The 17,550-nt window shown below is 71.1% G+C and carries 19 protein-coding genes, 4 tRNA genes and 1 pseudogene; 9 read left to right on the forward strand and 15 right to left on the reverse strand.

The genetic code is table 11. The features are described from left to right. Positions 1-106: 106 nt before the first annotated feature. From nusG to ACIRFH_RS03215, 3 genes are all read right to left on the reverse strand, one after another. Positions 107-985, reverse strand: a complete 879-nt coding sequence (nusG, locus tag ACIRFH_RS03205; RefSeq protein ID WP_403516819.1) for a transcription termination/antitermination protein NusG — start codon at positions 983-985, stop codon at positions 107-109. Positions 986-1,065: 80 nt separating this feature from the next. Beyond that, positions 1,066-1,353: a preprotein translocase subunit SecE gene (gene secE / locus ACIRFH_RS03210; RefSeq protein WP_403516820.1), complete on the reverse strand. Its 288-nt coding sequence runs from the start codon at positions 1,351-1,353 to the stop codon at positions 1,066-1,068. Positions 1,354-1,461: 108 nt separating this feature from the next. Further along, positions 1,462-1,534, reverse strand: a tRNA-Trp gene (locus ACIRFH_RS03215). A gap of 271 nt (positions 1,535-1,805) precedes the next feature. On the opposite strand from ACIRFH_RS03215, the gene ACIRFH_RS03220 reads away from it, so the two are divergent. Further along, positions 1,806-3,032 (forward strand): pyridoxal phosphate-dependent aminotransferase, encoded by a 1,227-nt coding sequence (locus ACIRFH_RS03220; RefSeq protein ID WP_403516821.1) that lies wholly within the window; start codon positions 1,806-1,808, stop codon positions 3,030-3,032. A 128-nt stretch (positions 3,033-3,160) separates the two neighbouring features. Then, positions 3,161-4,234 carry an adenosine deaminase gene (locus tag ACIRFH_RS03225; protein WP_403516822.1) on the forward strand — a complete coding sequence of 358 codons (1,074 nt, stop codon included), beginning with the start codon at positions 3,161-3,163 and terminating at the stop codon, positions 4,232-4,234. On the opposite strand, the gene ACIRFH_RS03230 is transcribed toward ACIRFH_RS03225, so the two are convergent. After that, positions 4,215-4,883: a hypothetical protein gene (locus ACIRFH_RS03230; RefSeq protein ID WP_403516823.1), complete on the reverse strand. Its 669-nt coding sequence runs from the start codon at positions 4,881-4,883 to the stop codon at positions 4,215-4,217. The two genes, ACIRFH_RS03225 and ACIRFH_RS03230, sit on opposite strands and share 20 nt — an antisense overlap. Positions 4,884-4,913: 30 nt before the next feature. Continuing rightward, positions 4,914-5,528 carry a TetR/AcrR family transcriptional regulator gene (locus ACIRFH_RS03235; RefSeq protein WP_403516824.1) on the reverse strand — a complete coding sequence of 205 codons (615 nt, stop codon included), beginning with the start codon at positions 5,526-5,528 and terminating at the stop codon, positions 4,914-4,916. A gap of 102 nt (positions 5,529-5,630) precedes the next feature. Between ACIRFH_RS03235 and ACIRFH_RS03240 the strand changes: the two genes are divergently transcribed. Beyond that, positions 5,631-6,263, forward strand: a complete 633-nt coding sequence (locus tag ACIRFH_RS03240; RefSeq protein ID WP_403516825.1) for an NAD(P)-dependent oxidoreductase — start codon at positions 5,631-5,633, stop codon at positions 6,261-6,263. Positions 6,264-6,321: 58 nt separating this feature from the next. Here the strand turns inward: ACIRFH_RS03240 and ACIRFH_RS03245 are convergent, their stop codons facing one another. The 7 genes and pseudogenes from ACIRFH_RS03245 to ACIRFH_RS03275 all read right to left on the reverse strand — a co-directional run bounded on the left by ACIRFH_RS03245 (position 6,322) and on the right by ACIRFH_RS03275 (position 10,126). Next, positions 6,322-7,377, reverse strand: a complete 1,056-nt coding sequence (locus tag ACIRFH_RS03245; protein WP_403516826.1) for a UDP-N-acetylmuramate dehydrogenase — start codon at positions 7,375-7,377, stop codon at positions 6,322-6,324. Between the two features lie 114 nt (positions 7,378-7,491). After that, positions 7,492-8,569: pseudogene (locus ACIRFH_RS03250) on the reverse strand (MFS transporter); the annotation flags it as partial. Between the two features lie 64 nt (positions 8,570-8,633). Beyond that, on the reverse strand, positions 8,634-9,086 hold the full coding sequence (locus ACIRFH_RS03255) for a MaoC family dehydratase (protein ID WP_403516827.1): 453 nt from the start codon (positions 9,084-9,086) through the stop codon (positions 8,634-8,636). Positions 9,087-9,093: 7 nt separating this feature from the next. Then, positions 9,094-9,546: a MaoC family dehydratase N-terminal domain-containing protein gene (locus tag ACIRFH_RS03260; RefSeq protein WP_403516828.1), complete on the reverse strand. Its 453-nt coding sequence runs from the start codon at positions 9,544-9,546 to the stop codon at positions 9,094-9,096. 134 nt (positions 9,547-9,680) lie between these two features. Further along, positions 9,681-9,845 carry a 50S ribosomal protein L33 gene (gene rpmG / locus ACIRFH_RS03265; protein ID WP_003948671.1) on the reverse strand — a complete coding sequence of 55 codons (165 nt, stop codon included), beginning with the start codon at positions 9,843-9,845 and terminating at the stop codon, positions 9,681-9,683. A gap of 89 nt (positions 9,846-9,934) precedes the next feature. After that, positions 9,935-10,007, reverse strand: a tRNA-Met gene (locus tag ACIRFH_RS03270). Positions 10,008-10,053: 46 nt separating this feature from the next. Then, positions 10,054-10,126 (reverse strand) — tRNA-Thr (locus ACIRFH_RS03275). Between the two features lie 327 nt (positions 10,127-10,453). Between ACIRFH_RS03275 and ACIRFH_RS03280 the strand changes: the two genes are divergently transcribed. Both ACIRFH_RS03280 and ACIRFH_RS03285 read left to right on the forward strand, forming a co-directional pair. Continuing rightward, positions 10,454-11,746 carry a hydrolase gene (locus ACIRFH_RS03280; RefSeq protein WP_403516829.1) on the forward strand — a complete coding sequence of 431 codons (1,293 nt, stop codon included), beginning with the start codon at positions 10,454-10,456 and terminating at the stop codon, positions 11,744-11,746. 193 nt (positions 11,747-11,939) lie between these two features. Next, positions 11,940-12,596: an NAD(P)H-binding protein gene (locus ACIRFH_RS03285; protein ID WP_403516830.1), complete on the forward strand. Its 657-nt coding sequence runs from the start codon at positions 11,940-11,942 to the stop codon at positions 12,594-12,596. Positions 12,597-12,603: 7 nt separating this feature from the next. On the opposite strand, the gene ACIRFH_RS03290 is transcribed toward ACIRFH_RS03285, so the two are convergent. Together ACIRFH_RS03290 and ACIRFH_RS03295 are read right to left on the reverse strand one after the other, a co-directional pair. Beyond that, positions 12,604-12,816: a hypothetical protein gene (locus ACIRFH_RS03290; RefSeq protein WP_403516831.1), complete on the reverse strand. Its 213-nt coding sequence runs from the start codon at positions 12,814-12,816 to the stop codon at positions 12,604-12,606. Between the two features lie 203 nt (positions 12,817-13,019). After that, positions 13,020-13,101 (reverse strand) — tRNA-Tyr (locus ACIRFH_RS03295). A 237-nt stretch (positions 13,102-13,338) separates the two neighbouring features. On the opposite strand from ACIRFH_RS03295, the gene ACIRFH_RS03300 reads away from it, so the two are divergent. After that, positions 13,339-13,827 carry a YajQ family cyclic di-GMP-binding protein gene (locus ACIRFH_RS03300; protein ID WP_403516832.1) on the forward strand — a complete coding sequence of 163 codons (489 nt, stop codon included), beginning with the start codon at positions 13,339-13,341 and terminating at the stop codon, positions 13,825-13,827. A gap of 103 nt (positions 13,828-13,930) precedes the next feature. On the opposite strand, the gene ACIRFH_RS03305 is transcribed toward ACIRFH_RS03300, so the two are convergent. After that, entirely contained in the window at positions 13,931-14,197 is a 267-nt protein-coding gene (locus ACIRFH_RS03305; RefSeq protein ID WP_403516833.1) for a GlsB/YeaQ/YmgE family stress response membrane protein, read from the reverse strand. Between the two features lie 140 nt (positions 14,198-14,337). On the opposite strand from ACIRFH_RS03305, the gene ACIRFH_RS03310 reads away from it, so the two are divergent. The 3 genes from ACIRFH_RS03310 (at position 14,338) to ACIRFH_RS03320 (ending at position 17,083) form a co-directional block, all read left to right on the forward strand. Then, positions 14,338-15,591, forward strand: a complete 1,254-nt coding sequence (locus ACIRFH_RS03310) for an APC family permease (RefSeq protein WP_403516834.1) — start codon at positions 14,338-14,340, stop codon at positions 15,589-15,591. A gap of 182 nt (positions 15,592-15,773) precedes the next feature. After that, positions 15,774-16,175: a YccF domain-containing protein gene (locus ACIRFH_RS03315; RefSeq protein ID WP_403516835.1), complete on the forward strand. Its 402-nt coding sequence runs from the start codon at positions 15,774-15,776 to the stop codon at positions 16,173-16,175. A gap of 683 nt (positions 16,176-16,858) precedes the next feature. Then, positions 16,859-17,083, forward strand: coding sequence for a hypothetical protein (locus tag ACIRFH_RS03320; RefSeq protein WP_403516836.1), 225 nt, complete (start codon positions 16,859-16,861; stop codon positions 17,081-17,083). The last annotated feature ends 467 nt before the right edge of the window (positions 17,084-17,550 follow it).

Below are 17,550 nucleotides of genomic sequence, written 5' to 3' on the forward strand. Positions count from 1 at the left end.
ACCGCACAACGATAACGGGTATGGATGCGCGGCCAAAAACCGAGCAGGTCAGACGACGCGCGAGCGTTCGCCTGACCTGGTCGGAAGCGGTACGTCCAGAGAGCTGCTAGTTCTTCTGGATCTGGTCGAAGCTCAGCTCGACCGGGGTCTCGCGGCCGAAGATCTCGACGAGGCCCTTGACCTTCTTCGAGTCGGCGTTGATCTCGTTGATCGTGGCCTGCAGCGTGGCGAACGGGCCGTCGGTGACGGTGACCGAGTCGCCGACCTCGAAGTCCAGGACCTGGACCTCGACCTTGCGCTGCGGAGCCGGCTTGCCCTCGGCCTCGGCGGCCTCGCGGGCGGCCTTCTCCTCGGCCTCGGGGGCGAGCATCTTGACGATCTCGTCCAGCGTCAGCGGGTACGGGTCGTAGGCGTTGCCCACGAAGCCGGTGACGCCGGGGGTGTTGCGGACGACACCCCAGGACTCGTTGGTCAGGTCCATGCGGACCAGGACGTAACCCGGCAGCTTATTCTGGCGGATCGTCTTGCGGTCGCCGTTCTTGATCTGGACGACCTCTTCCTGCGGCACCTCGGCCTGGAAGATGTAGTCCTCGACGTTGAGCGAGACGGCGCGCTGCTCGAGGTTGGTCTTCACGCGGTTCTCGTAACCGGCGTAGGTGTGGATCACGTACCACTCGCCGGGCAGGGTGCGCAGCTCCTGGCGGAGCTTCTCGACCGGGTCGAGCTCGGGCTCGGGCTCCGCGGTCTCCGCGTCCTCGGCCTCCGCGTCGGCGGACTCGTCCTCGTCCTCCGCGGCCTCGTCCTCGGCCTGGACCTCCGCGGCCTCGTCCTCGTCCTCGACGACGGCGGAGTCGGCAGCCTCGACCTCGGTGGAGGTCTCGGTGTCCTCGTTGTCCGCGCCCTCGACAATGCCGAGCTCGTCCTCGACGGACTCGACAGCCTCCCCGCGAGGCTCAACGGCGTCGTTCACGTTCGGGTCAGACACGGTGGCTGCTTCTTCCTGGATACATAGGGGTGGAACACGCGAAAGGGGCGCCGGGTACCTCGGCGCCCTTCGCTCTCGGCTCAGCCGAAGACGTACTTGGCGGCGTGGCTGAAGCCATAGTCAATCAGAGTCACCAGGCCGATCATGACGACCACGAAGATGATCACGACGGCGGTGTACGTCGACAGCTGGTTGCGGGTGGGCCAGACGACCTTGCGCAGTTCCGCGACGATCTGGCGGTAGAAGAGCGCAAGACGCTTCAGCGGGCCCTTCTTGGCCCGCTTGCCGCCCTTGCGGGGCTTCTTGCTGGAGTCCGGCGCCTCGTCCTGGGCATCAGGCATGTCGATGGAGCCCACGGCGTCCGTCACTCGTCCTCACCTGATTCCGGGTCGTGGCCGTGCCGCGCCCGGTCTGAGCCGCACGGCGTTGCATTGCTGTACGTACATGCGCACACATCCTGGCGAAGGTGTGTGTAGCAGGGCCGGAGGGACTTGAACCCCCAACCGCTGGTTTTGGAGACCAGTGCTCTACCAATTGAGCTACGACCCTTTGTGTGTCCCCAACGTACCGCATCCGCCCGGATGCCTGGTGGGCACCGAGTGTGTGCGGGCCGCTGAAGCCCAACGAGGTGAGAGTGTACGTGCTCGCGGGCCGGGCGTCGAACAGAAAAGGCCCGCAGGGCGCTCCGCCGGCGGTCGACGGCCGAAGATCACGCAGGCCGCGCGGTGGATACGGACTGGTGTCCAGGCTTTTGCCCGGACCTGTTCAGTCCGTGAAACCCGTGTGCCGGGGAGGTTTCCGGTCTGGAACGATGGGCTTCATGAGCGCTGCAACCCCTCCCACCGAGCGCCGGGTCTCCGCCCGAGTCGGCGCGATCTCCGAGTCCGCCACCCTCGCCGTGGACGCCAAGGCCAAGGCCCTCAAGGCCGCCGGGCGACCGGTGATCGGCTTCGGCGCCGGTGAACCCGACTTCCCGACTCCGGACTACATCGTCGAGGCCGCGATCGAGGCCTGCAAGAACCCGAAGTTCCACCGCTACACGCCGGCCGGCGGACTGCCCGAGCTGAAGGCCGCGATCGCCGCGAAGACGCTGCGCGACTCGGGCTACGAGGTCGACCCGTCGCAGATCCTGGTCACCAACGGCGGCAAGCAGGCCATCTACGAGGCGTTCGCCGCGATCCTCGACCCGGGCGACGAGGTCATCGTCCCGGCGCCGTACTGGACGACGTACCCGGAGTCGATCCGGCTGGCCGGCGGTGTCCCGGTCGAGGTCGTCGCCGACGAGACGACCGGCTACCGGGTGAGCGTGGAGCAGCTGGAGGCCGCGCGCACCGAGAAGACCAAGGTCGTCCTGTTCGTGTCGCCGTCGAACCCGACCGGCGCCGTGTACACGGAGGCCGAGACCGAGGCGATCGGCCGCTGGGCCGTCGAGCACGGCCTGTGGGTGCTGACCGACGAGATCTACGAGCACCTGGTCTACGGCGACGCCGCCTCGGTGTCCCTGCCGGCGATCCTGCCCGAGCTGCGCGACAAGTGCATCGTGGTCAACGGCGTCGCCAAGACGTACGCCATGACCGGCTGGCGCGTCGGGTGGGTCATCGGCCCGAAGGACGTCGTCAAGGCCGCGACGAACCTCCAGTCGCACGCCACGTCCAACGTGTCCAACGTCGCCCAGGCGGCGGCGCTGGCGGCGGTCTCCGGTGACCTGGACGCCGTGGCGAAGATGCGGGAGGCCTTCGACCGGCGCCGCCGGACCATCGTGCGGATGCTCAACGAGATCGACGGCGTGCTGTGCCCGGAGCCGGAGGGCGCGTTCTACGCCTACCCGTCGGTGAAGGGGCTGCTCGGCAAGGAGATCCGCGGCAAGCGTCCGCAGGACACCGTGGAGCTGGCCGCGCTGATCCTGGAGGAGGCCGAGGTCGCGGTGGTGCCCGGCGAGGCCTTCGGCACGCCCGGCTACCTGCGGCTGTCGTACGCGCTCGGTGACGAGGACCTCGTCGAGGGCGTGAGCCGGATCCAGAAGCTGCTGGCGGAGGCCAGGGACTGACGGTCGTCCTTCGAGCAGGGGCCACACCTCGACGTCGGGGTGTGGCCCCTGCCATTTGTTTGTGCGAGCAAGACCACGTACGGGGAAAGTGCTGTCGGGCCGGGCGTGTCGTACGGCAGGATCACGGAATGCTGAGCTCTTCAGGGGGGAATCCCCCGAACCCCCCGGGTGTACGTGATCTCTCTGCCCTGCCGAAGGCCCATCTGCATCTGCACTTCACCGGTTCCATGCGGCCCGCCACCCTGTTGGAACTGGCCGACAAGCACGGTGTGCGACTGCCGGAGTCCCTGACCGAGGCGCTGGGCGCCGGTGAGTCGCCGAGGCTGCGGGCGACGGACGAGCGGGGCTGGTTCCGCTTCCAGCGGCTGTACGACGCGGCGCGGTCGTGTCTGCAGGAGCCCGACGACATCCGGCGACTGGTCCGGGAGGCGGCGGAGGAGGATCTGCGGGACGGTTCGGGCTGGCTGGAGATCCAGGTGGACCCGACGTCGTACGCGCCGCGGCTGGGCGGGCTGATCCCGGCGCTGGAGATCATCCTGGACGCGGTGGAGACGACCGTGCGGGACACCGGGATCGGGATGCGGGTGCTGGTGGCCGCGAACCGGATGAGGCATCCGCTGGACGCGCGCACGCTGGCCCGGCTGGCCGTGCGGTACGCGGACCGGGGCGTGGTCGGCTTCGGGCTGTCGAACGACGAGCGGCGCGGCATGGCCCGGGACTTCGACCGGGCGTTCGCCATCGCTCGCGAGGGCGGACTGCTGTCGGCGCCGCACGGCGGCGAGCTGACCGGACCGGCGTCGGTGCGGGACTGCCTGGACGACCTGGAGGCGGACCGGATCGGGCACGGCGTGCGGGCGGCGGAGGATCCGCGGCTGCTGAAGCGGCTCGCGGACCGGCAGGTGACCTGCGAGGTGTGTCCGGCGTCGAACGTGGCCCTCGGCGTGTACGAGAAGCCCGAGGACGTGCCGTTGCGGACCCTGTTCGAGGCGGGGGTGCCGATGGCGCTCGGCGCGGACGACCCGCTGCTGTTCGGCTCGCGGCTGGCGGCGCAGTACGAGATCGCGCGGGAGCACCACGGCTTCACGGACGCCGAGCTCGCGGAACTGGCCCGGCAGTCGGTGCGGGGCTCGGCGGCGCCCGAGGACGTGAAGGACGGGCTGCTGGCGGGCATCGACGCCTGGCTCAGCGCCCCGGCCGCCTGAAGTGGGCGTACGGCGGATACGGCTTGAAGGCGATCACGATCTCCGGGTGCCGCCACGAGTCGGGGTCCGGGGCCAGTTCGCCGTGCAGGCAGGTGACGAACGCCGCGTGCCCCTTGGTGACGCCCTTCTGCCGCGGCCCCCGGCCGGCCGCCTCGGCGAGGGCGGTCGCCGCGGAGGCGAAGGCGCTCCGCCCGCCGATGAGGAAGTACGTACGCGCGTGCGTGGTGTGCCGCAGCGCCTCGCGGGCGTGGGGCCGGTCGGGCCGGGCTCGGGCGTCGCGGGCCGTGCGCGCCTCGTCGGTCCGGACGGTGAGCGGTGCGCCGGATCCCAGCCGGCGGCGCAGCTCGGGCCACTTGGTGGGGCGCAGGCCCGCCTCCGGGTGCGTCAGCACCAGGTCGACCAGCTCGCCCTGCCCCTCGTCGGGCGGTACGCCGTCGCGCAGGGGGACGTGCACGATCGTGCGGCGTGAGCAGGAGGCGAAGGAGAACAGTCCGGCGAGCCGGTTCAGGCCGTCGTGGTCGCCCATGAGCATGCCGTAGTCGCTCTCCGGGTCACGGAGCGAGGTGTGGCGCAGGGGGGTGCGCGGTTGGACGACACGGTGGGTGTGCGGGCCGGTGCGGGGGCGGAACTCGGTGAGTCTCAGCCGCATGGAGAACGCCTCATGGTCCGAGCGTGCCGGTCAGCGGGGCCCGTCGGCAACGGAGATTCCGTCCAGCAGCGTGGCCACGAGCCGGCGCGCGAACTCGTCCGCGGGAGGCCTGCCGCCGTCCGGGGCGGCGTCGTAGGCGAAGGCGCGCTGTGCGCAGGCGCCCAGGAGGAGCGAGGCGGCGGCGAAGGTGTCGGCGTCGGCGCGGACCCGGCCGGCGTCCCGTTCGGCGCGGAGGTAGGCGTCGAGGCCCTGGATCGGCATGTGCGGCCCGGTTCCCAGCTGCCGCATCGCGTCGTCGTGCCGTCGCTTGAGCTGCGTCTCGGCGTACAGGGAGGCGGCGATCGGGAAGCTCTGCTCGTAGAACAGGGCGGCCTGGCGGGCGATCTCGGTGAGGTTCTCCCGGAGGGTGCCGCGGCCGGGCTCGGCGGCGAGGGAGTCCAGCAGCGGGGTGAGCCGGGGCAGCCGCTCGGTGAGGACCCGGATGAAGAGCTCCTCCTTGCCGGAGAAGTGCTTGTAGAGCGCGGCCTCGGAACAGCCGGCCGCCTTGGCGATCTCCTTGGTGGTGGCGCGGGCGAGGCCGATGGTGAGCATCAGCCGCTGCGCGGCGTCCAGGATGCGCTCGCGGGTCGGCGTGCCGGGCGGCATGGGTGCTCCAACGGGACTTGACGGCGGGGTGAGTGCTTACTCACCCTAGAGGAAGCCGAGGTGAGTAAATACTCACCCACCCTCGGGGAGAGCGGGTACGTCATGAGACTGACGGTTTTCGGAGCCACGGGCGGGATCGGACAGGAGGTGGTCCGGCAGGCGCTGGAGGCGGGACACCGGGTCACGGCGGTCGTCCGGGACCCCGCGCGGCTGCCGGTCACCGGCGAGGGCCTGGAGGTGTTCCGTGCCGACCTGGGCGATCCGGCGGCGGTGCGGCCCGCGGTGGCCGGCCGGGACGCCGTGCTGTCCGGGCTCGGCGCGCGCAGCCGGAAGGACGCGGGGGTCGCCACCCGGTTGACGCGCACGGTGCTCGACGCGATGGAGGCGGAGGGCGTACGCCGGCTGCTGGTGGTGAGCGCCGCTCCGGTCGGGCCGGAGCCCGAGGGCGCGGGGCTGCTGGACCGCGGGGTGCGCGGCGCCGTCTCGGCGATCCTCAAGGACGTCTACGCCGATCTGCGGGAGATGGAGGCCGAGCTGGCCCGCAGCACCACGGACTGGACGGTCGTACGTCCGCCGCGTCTGCAGAACAAGCCGGTCACCGGCCGGTACCGGACCGTCGTGGGCGGCTTCCCCGCCAAGGGCCGCTTCATCGGCCGGGCCGACGTGGCCCACGCGATGCTGGCCCTGACGGAGGACGCGGGGGCGGTGAAACAGGGGGTGGGCGTGGCCTACTGAGACGACACGGCCCCAACCCCGTGCCGGGGCCGGCCTGGCCCGGCCTGGCCTGGCCTGGCTACAGGCTGACGCCCACCGTCACCGGCTCGTTGACCAGCGTGATCCCGAACGCCTCATGGACACCGGCGACGACCTCACGCGCCAGAGCCAGCAGATCCTCCGTGGTCGCCTCACCCCGGTTGGTGAGCGCGAGGGTGTGCTTGGTGGAGATGCGGGCGGGACCGCTGCCGTAGCCCTTGGTGAAACCGGCCTTGTCGATCAGCCAGGCCGCGGAGGTCTTGACGCGCCCCTCCCCCGCCGGGAAGGCGGGCGGTTCGGCACCGGCCCCGAGCCGCTCGTCCACGCGCGCGCGGAAGGCCGCGAACTCCTCGTCCGTGAGGATCGGGTTGGTGAAGAACGACCCGGCCGACCAGGTGTCGTGGTCCTCGGGGTCCAGGACCATGCCCTTGCCCGCACGCAGTTTCAGCACGGTCTCGCGGGCGGCGGCCAGCGGCACCCGGCCACCGGGTTCGACGCCGAGGGCGCGGGCCGTCTCGGCGTAGCGCAGGGGGGCGGAGAGCCCGTCGGCGTCCTCCAGCGCGAAGCGGACGCGCAGGACGACGTACCGCTCGGATTCGGCCTTGAAGCGGCTGTGGCGGTAGGCGAAGGCGCAGTCGGCGTTGGCGAGGGTGACCGTCTCGCGGTTCCTGCGGTCGTACGCGATCACTTCGGTGATCGTGGCGGAGACCTCCTGGCCGTACGCCCCCACGTTCTGGATGGGGGTGGCGCCCGCCGAGCCGGGGATGCCGGCCAGGCACTCGATGCCGGCGAGTCCGGCCTCGACGGTGCGGGCGACGGCGTCGCTCCACACCTCGCCGGCCGCGAGCTCCAGCGTCGTGCCGTCGAGGAAGAGGCCGCGCGTGGCGATGTGCAGGGCGGTGCCGTCGAAGCCCTTGTCGCCGATGACCAGGTTGGAGCCGCCGCCGATGAGCAGCAGGGGGGTGCCGGTGTCGTCGGCCTCGCGGACGGCGGCGATCACCTCGGCGTCGGTGGTGGCCGTGATCAGCCGGCTCGCGGGGCCGCCCAGCCGGAAGGTGGTCAGCGGGGCGAGGGGGGCGTCGTGGATTTCCTGCACGGGCCCAAGACTACGAGACGGCACCGACGGCTCGGGGCGGTGGCAAGCGTCCCGGCCGGTCGGCCGGAACGCTTGCCACCGATGCGCCGGGAACGGATCCCGGCGTACGGCCGGTCAGCGCGAGGCCGGTTCCTCCGTCGCGACGAGCGCCTTCTCGGCGGGTGCGGACGCGGGCGCGGACCCGTCCGTGAGTGCCCGGCCGTTCCGGCGGCGGGCCGGGACCAGTAGGGCCGCGACACCGCCGAGGGCCACCACCGCGGCGCCCACCGCGACCGCGGGCCGCAGCCCGTCGACGAAGGACTGCGCGGACCCGTAACCGCCCCGCGCCGCGAAGACCGAGGACATGACCGCGATACCGAGCGCGCCGCCCGCCTCCCGCAGGGCGTTGTCGGCGCCGAAGGCGATGCCCTGTTCCTTGGGGGTGACGCTGGACATCACCAGGGCGGAGACGGGGCGAGGCAGAGGGCCATGCCGATCCCGCTGACGATCAGGCCCGGCAGCTGGATCGCGTAGGAGGCGTCGGACGTGATCTCGGAGGCCAGGTAGCCGAGGCCGGTCGCCTGGAGGAAGAGTCCGGTGGCGACGACCGGGCGCCCGCCGCTCCGGTCCGAGAGGATGCCGGCGACCGGCGCGCCGAGCATGGGCATGCCGGTCCGGGGCGGCATGCGCAGGCCCGCCTCGGTGGGCGAGTAGCCGAGCACGCCCTGCGCGTACCGGCTGGGCAGGAAGATCGAGCCGAACAGCCCCAGGAACATCAGCAGGCTCGCCGCGTTGATGCCGGAGAAGGCCCGGGAGCGGAACAGCGGCATCGGGAGCACCGGGTTCTTGGCGCGGGTGCCGTGGAGGACGAAGCCGGCCAGCAGCGCGGCGCCGCCGAGCAGGGCGGTCGGCACCACGGTGCCGGTCCGGCCGTCCACCGGGCCGCGGACCAGGCCGTAGCCGACGCCGAAGAGTCCGCCGCCGGCGTTCAGCGTGCCGGGGAGGTCGAGCGGCGCGCCGGTGCCGTGCGACTCGACGAGGCGAAGGCGGGCGAGCGGCGGCAGGGCCGGCCCCAGGGGACGTTCGGCCAGAAGATCCACTGTCATGAGACGTGTTCGGTGAGGCCGCCGCCGACCAGCGGTCCGGAGGCCACGGCGAGCCCGTTGACGGCGTCCCGGACGCCGTACGCCGTTCCGCGCCGTTCGGCGGGCACGGGCGGCCGGGCGTGGTGTGAGGGGCGCCCCGCGGTGGGCGCCCCTCCCGGACAGGGAACCGGTTCAGGCGAGCCGTACGACCGCGCGGGACATGCCGAGGACCTTCTGGCCGCCACTGGTGGCCGTGAGGTCGACGCGGACGGTGTTGTCGTCGAGCTTGGCCGCGACCTTGCCGCTGACCTCGATCACGGCGCCCTGGTCGTCGTTCGGGACGACGACGGGCCGGGTGAAGCGGACGCCGTACTCGACGACCGCGCCGGGGTCGCCCGCCCAGTCGGTCACGACGCGGATCGCCTCGGCCATGGTGAACATGCCGTGCGCGATGACGTCCGGCAGTCCGACCTCCTTGGCGAACTTCTCGTTCCAGTGGATCGGGTTGAAGTCGCCGGAGGCGCCGGCGTAGCGCACGAGTGTGGCGCGGTTCACGGGGAAGCTCTGCGCGGGCAGCTCGGTGCCGACCTCGACGTCGCCGTACGCGACCTTCGCCGTCGCGGGATGCGTGTGGGGCTGCGTCATGGGGTGCTCACGCCTCCTCGGCCGCACGGGCCACGAGCTTGGTCCAGGCGGTCACGACGTGCTCGCCGGCCTCGTCGTGGACCTCGCCGCGGACGTCCAGTATGTCGTTGCCGGCCATCGATCTGATCGCCTCGATGGTGGAGGTGACCGTGAGCCGGTCGCCGGCCCGCACCGGGCGGACGTAGGCGAACTTCTGGTCGCCGTGCACCACCCGGTTGTAGTCCAGACCGAGCTGCGGGTCCTCTATGACCTGTCCCGCCGCCTTGAACGTGATCGAGAACACGAAGGTCGGCGGAGCGATCACGTCCGGATAGCCGAGCGCCTTCGCCGCCTCCACGTCCGTGTACGCCGGATTGGCGTCTCCCACCGCCTCCGCGAACTCGCGGATCTTCTCCCGGCCCACCTCGTAGGGGGCGGTGGGCGGATAGGTCCGCCCCGCGAACGACTGGTCGAGCGCCATGGCCCGCAACCTCCTGCTGCTGTCTTCGACTACTGCGGCTGTCTCTCACTGCGGCCGTCCCTGCGGCCACCGCCGGACACAACGACGCGAGGCCGTCCCCAAACTACGGGGACGGCCTCGCGTACGAGCCTGATTTATCGCGTTTCGCGGTGCGCGGTGTGCGCGTTGCAACGCGGGCAGTGCTTCTTCATCTCCAGTCGGTCCGGGTTGTTACGCCGGTTCTTCTTGGTGATGTAGTTCCGCTCCTTGCACTCCACGCAGGCCAGCGTGATCTTCGGGCGGACGTCGGTGGCAGCCACGTGAGTGCTCCTTGACGAACGGATTGATGATAGTAACGCAGGAAAGAGTAGCCGATTGAAGGACCGACCCCGCAATCGGCTACTGAGAGTAGCGGTGACCGGACTTGAACCGGTGACACAGCGATTATGAGCCGCTTGCTCTACCGACTGAGCTACACCGCTGTGATGCGATCGGGTCCCGCCTCGCGGCGGGAACCTCTCACACCAGAGCCCCAAAACGGAATCGAACCGTTGACCTTCTCCTTACCATGGAGACGCTCTGCCGACTGAGCTATTGGGGCGAGCGATGAAGACATTACACGGTCGCCCGCCGTTCGCCCAAATCCGTTTCGCCGACCGTGCCCCGTCCCGTCCCCGGCCCCCCGGACGCCGCACGCGCACCGTCCCGCCCGGCCCATGGGCCGGCCTCCGCCGGGCCCGGGGGCACCCTTCTGCCCGGCCGGCGGACAGCCGGCTGCGGTGGCCGCGTGCGCTGCCCCGCAGGCCGGACCGCACCGGTACGACTTTTGCGCTCCTCCGCGCCATGGGCGGATCACCGTCCTAGGCTCGACCGCACTCTGCGTGATCTTGCGTTCCCCCCTGCGCAGTCCCGAGCCCAGAGGAGTGCGATGCCCGACAGCCAGCCGCAGCCGCCCCACTCGCCCTTCCCCTCGGGCCCGGCCGGCCACGGCTCACTGCTGCTGTCGGGGGCACGGCTCATCGACGGCCGGACCGTGGACGTACGGCTGCACGGCGGACGCATCGAGGCGGTCGGCACGGCCGGCAGCCTGTCGGTGGCCCGCCCGTCCGGGCCCGGCACGCGGGTCGACCTCACCGGGTACCTGCTCCTGCCCGCCCCCGCCGAACCCCACGCCCACGGCGACACGGCCCTCACGGCCGACGTCCCCGGCCCGGTCTCCCACGAGCCCGAGGACGTCCAGCGCCGGGTCACGGAGGCCGCTCTGCTCCAGCTGGGGCACGGGGCGACCGCGCTGCGGGCCCATGTGCGGGTGGGTGACGTCCCGGGGCTGGGCGCCCTGGTCGCCGTACTGCGGGCGCGGCGCGCGCTGCGGGGGCTGGCCGAGCTGACGGCGGTGGCCATGCCGAGGGTGCTGACCGGGGTGGCCGGGGCCGACGGGCTGGCGATGCTGCGGGACGCGGTCAAGATGGGCGCGGACGTGGTGGGCGGGTGCCCGGACCTGGACCCCGATCCGGCGGGGTACGTGGAGGCGGTCCTGGAGGTCGCCGCCGAGCACGGCTGCCCCGTCGACCTGCACACGGACGCCGCCGACCCGGCGCGGCTGGCCCGGCTCGCGGCCATGGCGGGCGGGCTGCGCCCCGGGGTGACCGTCGGGCCCTGCGACGGCCTGGGCCGCCTGCCCGCCGACGTGGCCTCCCGGGCCGCGGACCAGCTGGCGGCGGCCGGGGTCGCCGTGCTGTGCCTGCCGCAGGGGCCCTGCGCCCAGGGCGGTGCCGGGGGCGCCGCCCACCGCGAAGGCACCGCTCCGGTACGGCTGCTGCGGGCCGCGGGGGTACGGGTCACCGCCGGGAGCGGGGCGCTGCGGGACGTGTCCAACCCGGTCGGGCGCGGCGACCCGCTGGAGGCGGCGTACCTGCTGGCCTCACGCCACGGGCTGCGGCCCGAGGAGGCGTACGACGCGGTGAGCGGCGCGGCACGGGCCACGCTGGGCCTGCCCGAGGTGCGGGTGGATGCGGGCTTCCCGGCCGAACTCCTCGCGGTGCGCGGGGACCGGCTCGCGGGCGCGCTGTCGCTGGCCTACGGCCGGATCGTGGTGCACCGGGGGCGGGTGGTGGCCCGCACGAGCGCGGTACGGGAGTACGGCGACACGACGGCCTCGGCGGATCCGGGGTTGCCGCGACAGGGACGCGGGTGGCGGCCTGAGGGGTGGGGGACGGCTTGAGAGGGCCGGTGCGAGGGGACGGGGTGGGGGCCGGGCTGAGGGCGGGGGTTTCCCGCGGAGGGCACCGCGCGGGCCCCTCCGGGCGGGCGCCGGGTGTGCGCCGGGTGTGCGCCGGCGTGAGACCCGTGGGGGCGTCCGAGACGCGGCCGAAGTCGTGCGGCGTCGGCGGCCGTCGGGGCGTACGGTCGAAGGCATGCGCATTGTCATCGCTGGTGGTCATGGTCAGATCGCGCTACGGCTGGAGCGGTTGCTCGCCGCGCGCGGTGACGAGGTGGCGGGCATCATCCGCAAGGCCGAGCAGGCCGATGATCTGCGTGCGGCCGGCGCCGAACCGGTCGTGCTGGACCTCGAGTCGGCCCCGGTCGACGAGGTCACGGAGCGGCTGCGCGGCGCGGACGCGGCGGTGTTCGCGGCGGGCGCGGGCCCGGGCAGCGGGGCGGCCCGCAAGGAGACGGTGGACAAGGCGGCGGCGGTCCTCTTCGCGGACGCCGCCGTCCGGGCGGGCGTACGGCGCTTCGTGATCGTGTCGTCCATGGGCGCCGACCCGGAGCACGCCGGGGACGAGATCTTCGACGCGTACCTGCGCGCCAAGGGCGAGGCCGACGCGTACGTGCGGGCGCAGGACGCGCTGGACTGGACGATCCTGCGGCCCGGCATGCTGACGGACGACGCCGGCACCGGCCTCGTGCGCCTGGAGGCGCACACCGGCCGCGGCCCGGTTCCGCGGGACGACGTGGCGGCCGTACTGGCGGAACTCGTCGACACCTCGGCGACGGCGGGCCTGACTCTTGAGCTGATCAGCGGCTCGACACCGGTGTCGGTCGCGGTGAAGTCGGTGGCCGGGAACTGACGCCCGCTCAGAACAGGGGAAGCTGCCCGGGGAACTCCGGGACGACGTAACCGTCCAGCGTGGGCTGGGCGGCGTCCGCCTCGGCGAACCGCCGGGAGCCGGGACAGGACACGAGCGCCCCGGCGGCCCGCGCCCCGGGCGGATCATGCCGCGCGAAGCGCCCGGCGACGACGGCGATCTCCCGACGACACTCGGGGCAGGTCCTGCGACGCGACGACATGGCCCCAGCGTAGGGCGCGCGAGCCCGGAGGCCGATGAGACGGCCGGGCGGTCATGGACCCCGCGGATGCACGCCTGCCCGGCCGGTCGACCGCGTTCCGCCTCCGGTCGGCCGCAACGTCACGCCTCCTCGGGCACGGCCCCGGGAACGCCGAAAGGGTCTGCGATCAGCATTACTGCTGGTCACAGACCCTTTCGGTCGTGTGGCGGCGCCAGGATTCGAACCTGGGAAGGCTGAGCCGGCAGATTTACAGTCTGCTCCCTTTGGCCGCTCGGGCACACCGCCGGGTTTCGCTGCCTCTTCGAACCGCCTTTCGGCGGTGCTCCGTGGCAACGACGTAAACAATACCCGATGCGGAGGGGTGCTTCGCCACCCGATTGATCTCCACCTCGAGGGCGGGGGGTGGCTAGGCTTGTCCGGATGCGGCCGAGGACCCCTGCCGGGCTCGGCGGCCGCCCCTGCATGCCGGTACGGACCCGACACGCGGCCCGACACGCACCCAGATACAAGGAGCCACAGGACATGGCCGACTCCAGTTTCGACATCGTCTCGAAGGTCGAGCGGCAGGAGGTCGACAACGCCCTCAACCAGGCCGCCAAGGAGATCTCCCAGCGTTACGACTTCAAGGGCGTGGGCGCCTCGATCTCATGGTCCGGGGACAAGATCCTCATGGAGGCCAACTCCGAGGACCGGGTGAACGCCGTCCTCGACGTCTTCCAGTCCAAGCTGGTCAAGCGCGGCATCTCGCTGAAGGCCCTGGACGCGGGCGAGCCCCAGCTCTCCGGCAAGGAGTACAAGATCTTCGCGTCGATCGAGGAGGGCATCTCTCAGGAGAACGCGAAGAAGGTGGCGAAGATCATCCGCGACGAGGGCCCCAAGGGCGTGAAGGCCCAGGTGCAGGGTGACGAGCTGCGGGTCAGCTCCAAGAGCCGTGACGACCTGCAGACCGTGATCTCGCTGCTCAAGGGCAAGGACTTCGACTTCGCGCTGCAGTTCGTGAACTACCGGTGACCTGCCGGACGCCACCGGTGTTCCACTGACCCGGCCGCGTACGACGAAGGGTGGGCGCCCTCGGGTGCCCACCCTTTTCGCTGCCCGTCCGGTCCGGGCACGCTCAGTCGCGCGAGTTGCCGAACAGGATGCGGTAGGCGATCAGGAGGACCAGCGAGCCGCCGATCGCCGACGCCCAGGTGGCGCCGTCGTAGAAGTCCTTGCTGATCGGGTGGTCCAGCCAGCGGGCCGATATCCAGCCGCCGATGAACGCGCCCGCGATGCCGATGACGGTGGTGCCGATGAAGCCGCCCGGGTCGCGGCCCGGCAGCAGGAACTTGGCTATGGCTCCGGCCAACAGTCCCAGGACGATCCAGCCGATGACGGTCATGCCGTGCTCCTGCCCTTCTTCGCTGTGCCCGCGCTGTCCGAGCGCTGTGGGCTCGTACCTCCGCGTGTGTTCACGTCTTCTTGGTGAGGAGGACGTTCCGGCTGCTCCCGGTGGTTGCGTCGGTCAGTAGGGTGCGGCCCATGACACCTGCGGGTCCGGAACTGCGGCGCACCCTGGGCGTGGGCGACGCGGTGGTCGTGGGGCTCGGTTCCATGCTCGGTGCCGGGATCTTCGCCGCCCTGGCGTCCGCGGCGCACGCCGCCGGGTCGGGGCTGCTGGTCGCCCTCGCCGTGGCCGCCGCGGTGGCCTACTGCAACGCCGTGTCGTCGGCACGGCTGGCCGTCCGGTATCCGGCCTCGGGCGGCACGTACGTCTACGGACGTGAGCGGCTCGGGGAATTCTGGGGATACCTCGCCGGGTGGTCGTTCGTCGTCGGCAAGACGGCGTCCTGTGCCGCCATGGCGCTCACCGTGGGCGCGTACGTCCGGCCCGGGCAGGCGCACGCGGTGGCGGTCGCGGCCGTGGTGGCGTTGACCGCGGTGAACTACTGCGGTGTACGGAAGTCGGCCTGGGTGACACGGGTGATCGTGGCGGTGGTCCTGGCCGTACTCGCTTCCGTGGTGGTGGTGTGTCTGGGGTCGGGGCGGTCCGACGCCGGGCGGCTGGACGTCGGCCTGTCGGGCGGTACCGGCGGAGTGCTGCGGGCGGCCGGGCTGCTGTTCTTCGCCTTCGCGGGGTACGCGCGGATCGCGACCCTCGGCGAGGAGGTACGGGACCCGGCGCGCACCGTTCCCCGCGCGATCCCGCTGGCTCTGGGCATCGCGCTGGCCGCGTACGGGGGTGTCGCTGCGGCTGTCCTTTCCGTGCTGGGTCCGGTGGGCCTGGGGCAGGCGACGGCGCCGCTGGCCGACGCTGTCCGGGTGGCCGGCGTGCCGGAACTGGCGCCGGTCGTGCGGGCGGGTGCCGCCGTCGCCGCGCTGGGCTCGCTGCTCGCGCTGATCCTGGGGGTGTCGCGGACGACCCTGGCCATGGCCCGGGACCGTCACCTGCCCGGAGTGCTGGCCGCGGTGCATCCGCGGTACCGGGTGCCGCACCGGGCCGAGCTGGCCGTGGGCGCGGTGGTCGCGGCCCTGGCCGCCACGGTGGACGTGCGGGGCGCGATCGGGTTCTCCTCCTTCGGCGTGCTGGTGTACTACGCGGTGGCCAACGCGTCGGCGTGGACGCTGAGCGCGGCCCCGCGCTCCCGCGTGGTGCCCGCCGTGGGCCTCCTGGGCTGCGCCACGTTGGCGTTCGCGCTGCCTGCGGGCTCGGTGGCAGTGGGCGCGAGCGTGCTCGCGGTGGGGACGGCGGCCTACGGCGTACGGCGGTGGTGGGCGGGGCGGTTCACGGGGTGACCGTACGCCGACGTGCACCCCACCGGCTTCAGGAACCGGCATGCGCGACCTCGCCGCCACCCGAGGAACGGCCGGAGCAGCGCGCCTCTTCCTCCAGGCGCTCCAGTTCCTTCTGAGCATGTGATCCGCTGATACTGGCGGTAGCAGGCACGCCGACTGAGCTGCCTGGAGAGGTGCCGGTCGTGAAGGTGTTCAACCTGCTGCTCAACGTCCTGTGGCTCGTCTTCTGCGGGCTCTGGATGGCGATCGGTTACCTGATCGCCGCCCTGGTCTGCTTCGCCCTGATCGTCACCATCCCGTTCGGTACCGCTTCGCTGCGCATCGCCGGGTTCATCCTCTGGCCGTTCGGTCGTACCACTGTGGAGCGGCCGGGCGCCGGGGCGCCGTCGTGCGTCGGCAACGTCATCTGGGTCGTCTTCGCAGGCTGGTGGCTTGCACTGGCCCACCTGATCACGAGTATCCCTCTGTTCCTGTCGATCATCGGGATTCCCTTCGGCTGGGCGAACCTGAAGCTCATCCCCATCTCGCTCATGCCGCTGGGACAGGAGGTTGTGCCCACGGACAAGGCATTCGGTGGACGCTGACCTCGATCCCCATTGCCGGTTCGCCTGGACTCGGTCCTTGTGGTGGCCGACAATGGGTCCATGTGGTGGCCCCCTTCGGCCCGTTCGAGTACACAGCGGACCAAACATCTCTTCGCGGTTTCAGTACTCGGCGTTCTCATGGGCTGCGGTGCCGCGTTCAGCGCGGCGGAAATAGCTTCAACAACAGCACCGGCTCACGTCTCCTCGTATTCCCCCCAGTCGAGCCGCGGCTGCGACGAGGTCTGGGGGGACGGTGGCTGTGATACCTAGCACTCCACCAGGTCTTCTGCGTATTTGTTGGCCAACGGCCTGGCGGTGGGGAGTGTGGCGGGGCGCGGCAACCATGAGACGGTATTGAGTCGGCCCTCCCACCAACGAAAGTCCACGCCGCATGCAATGCCAGGGCGACGAGCTGCCCGCTGCCGTGATCCACGATGTTCCGATGAACGCCGGGCACCTGAAACTCGGAGAACTCTTCCTACGGGCCGGAGCCCGGTTCTGCCGAGTGGAGGACCGACGAGTGGAGGTCCGACGGCGGATGCGGGACGAAATCCGCGGACTGCTCGGCCCGGTAGGCCGAAAAACAGCCGAAAACTTGCCGAGTACACCGGTCACGCCACCCCGCACGGCCTGCAGCACCTGCTCTCCATAGCCGCCAGAGTGACGGCGGCTATGGAGAGCAGGTGCTGCAGGCCTCCGCGTCCCAACAACTCGGCAAGCCAAGCGGTGCGCTGATTGTCAGTGCGGCGCCGGCACTCCGACATGGCCGACGCACCGAAAACTGCCAGATCAAGACGTTTGCCGCCCGCCTCGGCCTTACGAAGGATCAAGGCATGCCCGCATTGCTCGGGCGAATATCATCCAGGCTGCCAACGAAAACCACGGGCAGTGAACGCGAAGGCACCTGAATAAGAATAGGCACATAGATTACTTCACCATGCCTGTACTCGGCCTTCCAAGAATTCCGATAGCACACGACATCACTCGGGTTGCTCCGCGTCGCATAGCACTGAGTCGTCGACTTTACAGCTGGGGCGATTACTTCACCCACCACGGCCCCACACGTACCCAGCGCCGCACAACAGGTCGCCGCTATCACAAGACTACTTCTACGCAAGGTCGCTTTCCGCATTCTCATCACCCTGAGAGCCGCGGGCAGACGGAACACCGTAAGGCGCGAACGTGACAGTCCGGCGGCCAGGGATATTTGGACACCCGACTGCCGGACCCTCAAGTTCAGCCGTTGTTGTTGTTATTGTTGTTGTTGTTCGCGCCTCCGCCGTTGTTGTTGTTATTGTTGTTGTTGTTCGCGCCTCCGCCGTTGTTGTTGTTATTGTTGTTGTTGTTCGCGCCTCCGCCGTTGTTGTTGTTATTG

The organism is Streptomyces sp. NPDC093586, assembly GCF_044764905.1.
Classification (GTDB): Bacteria; Actinomycetota; Actinomycetes; order Streptomycetales; family Streptomycetaceae; genus Streptomyces.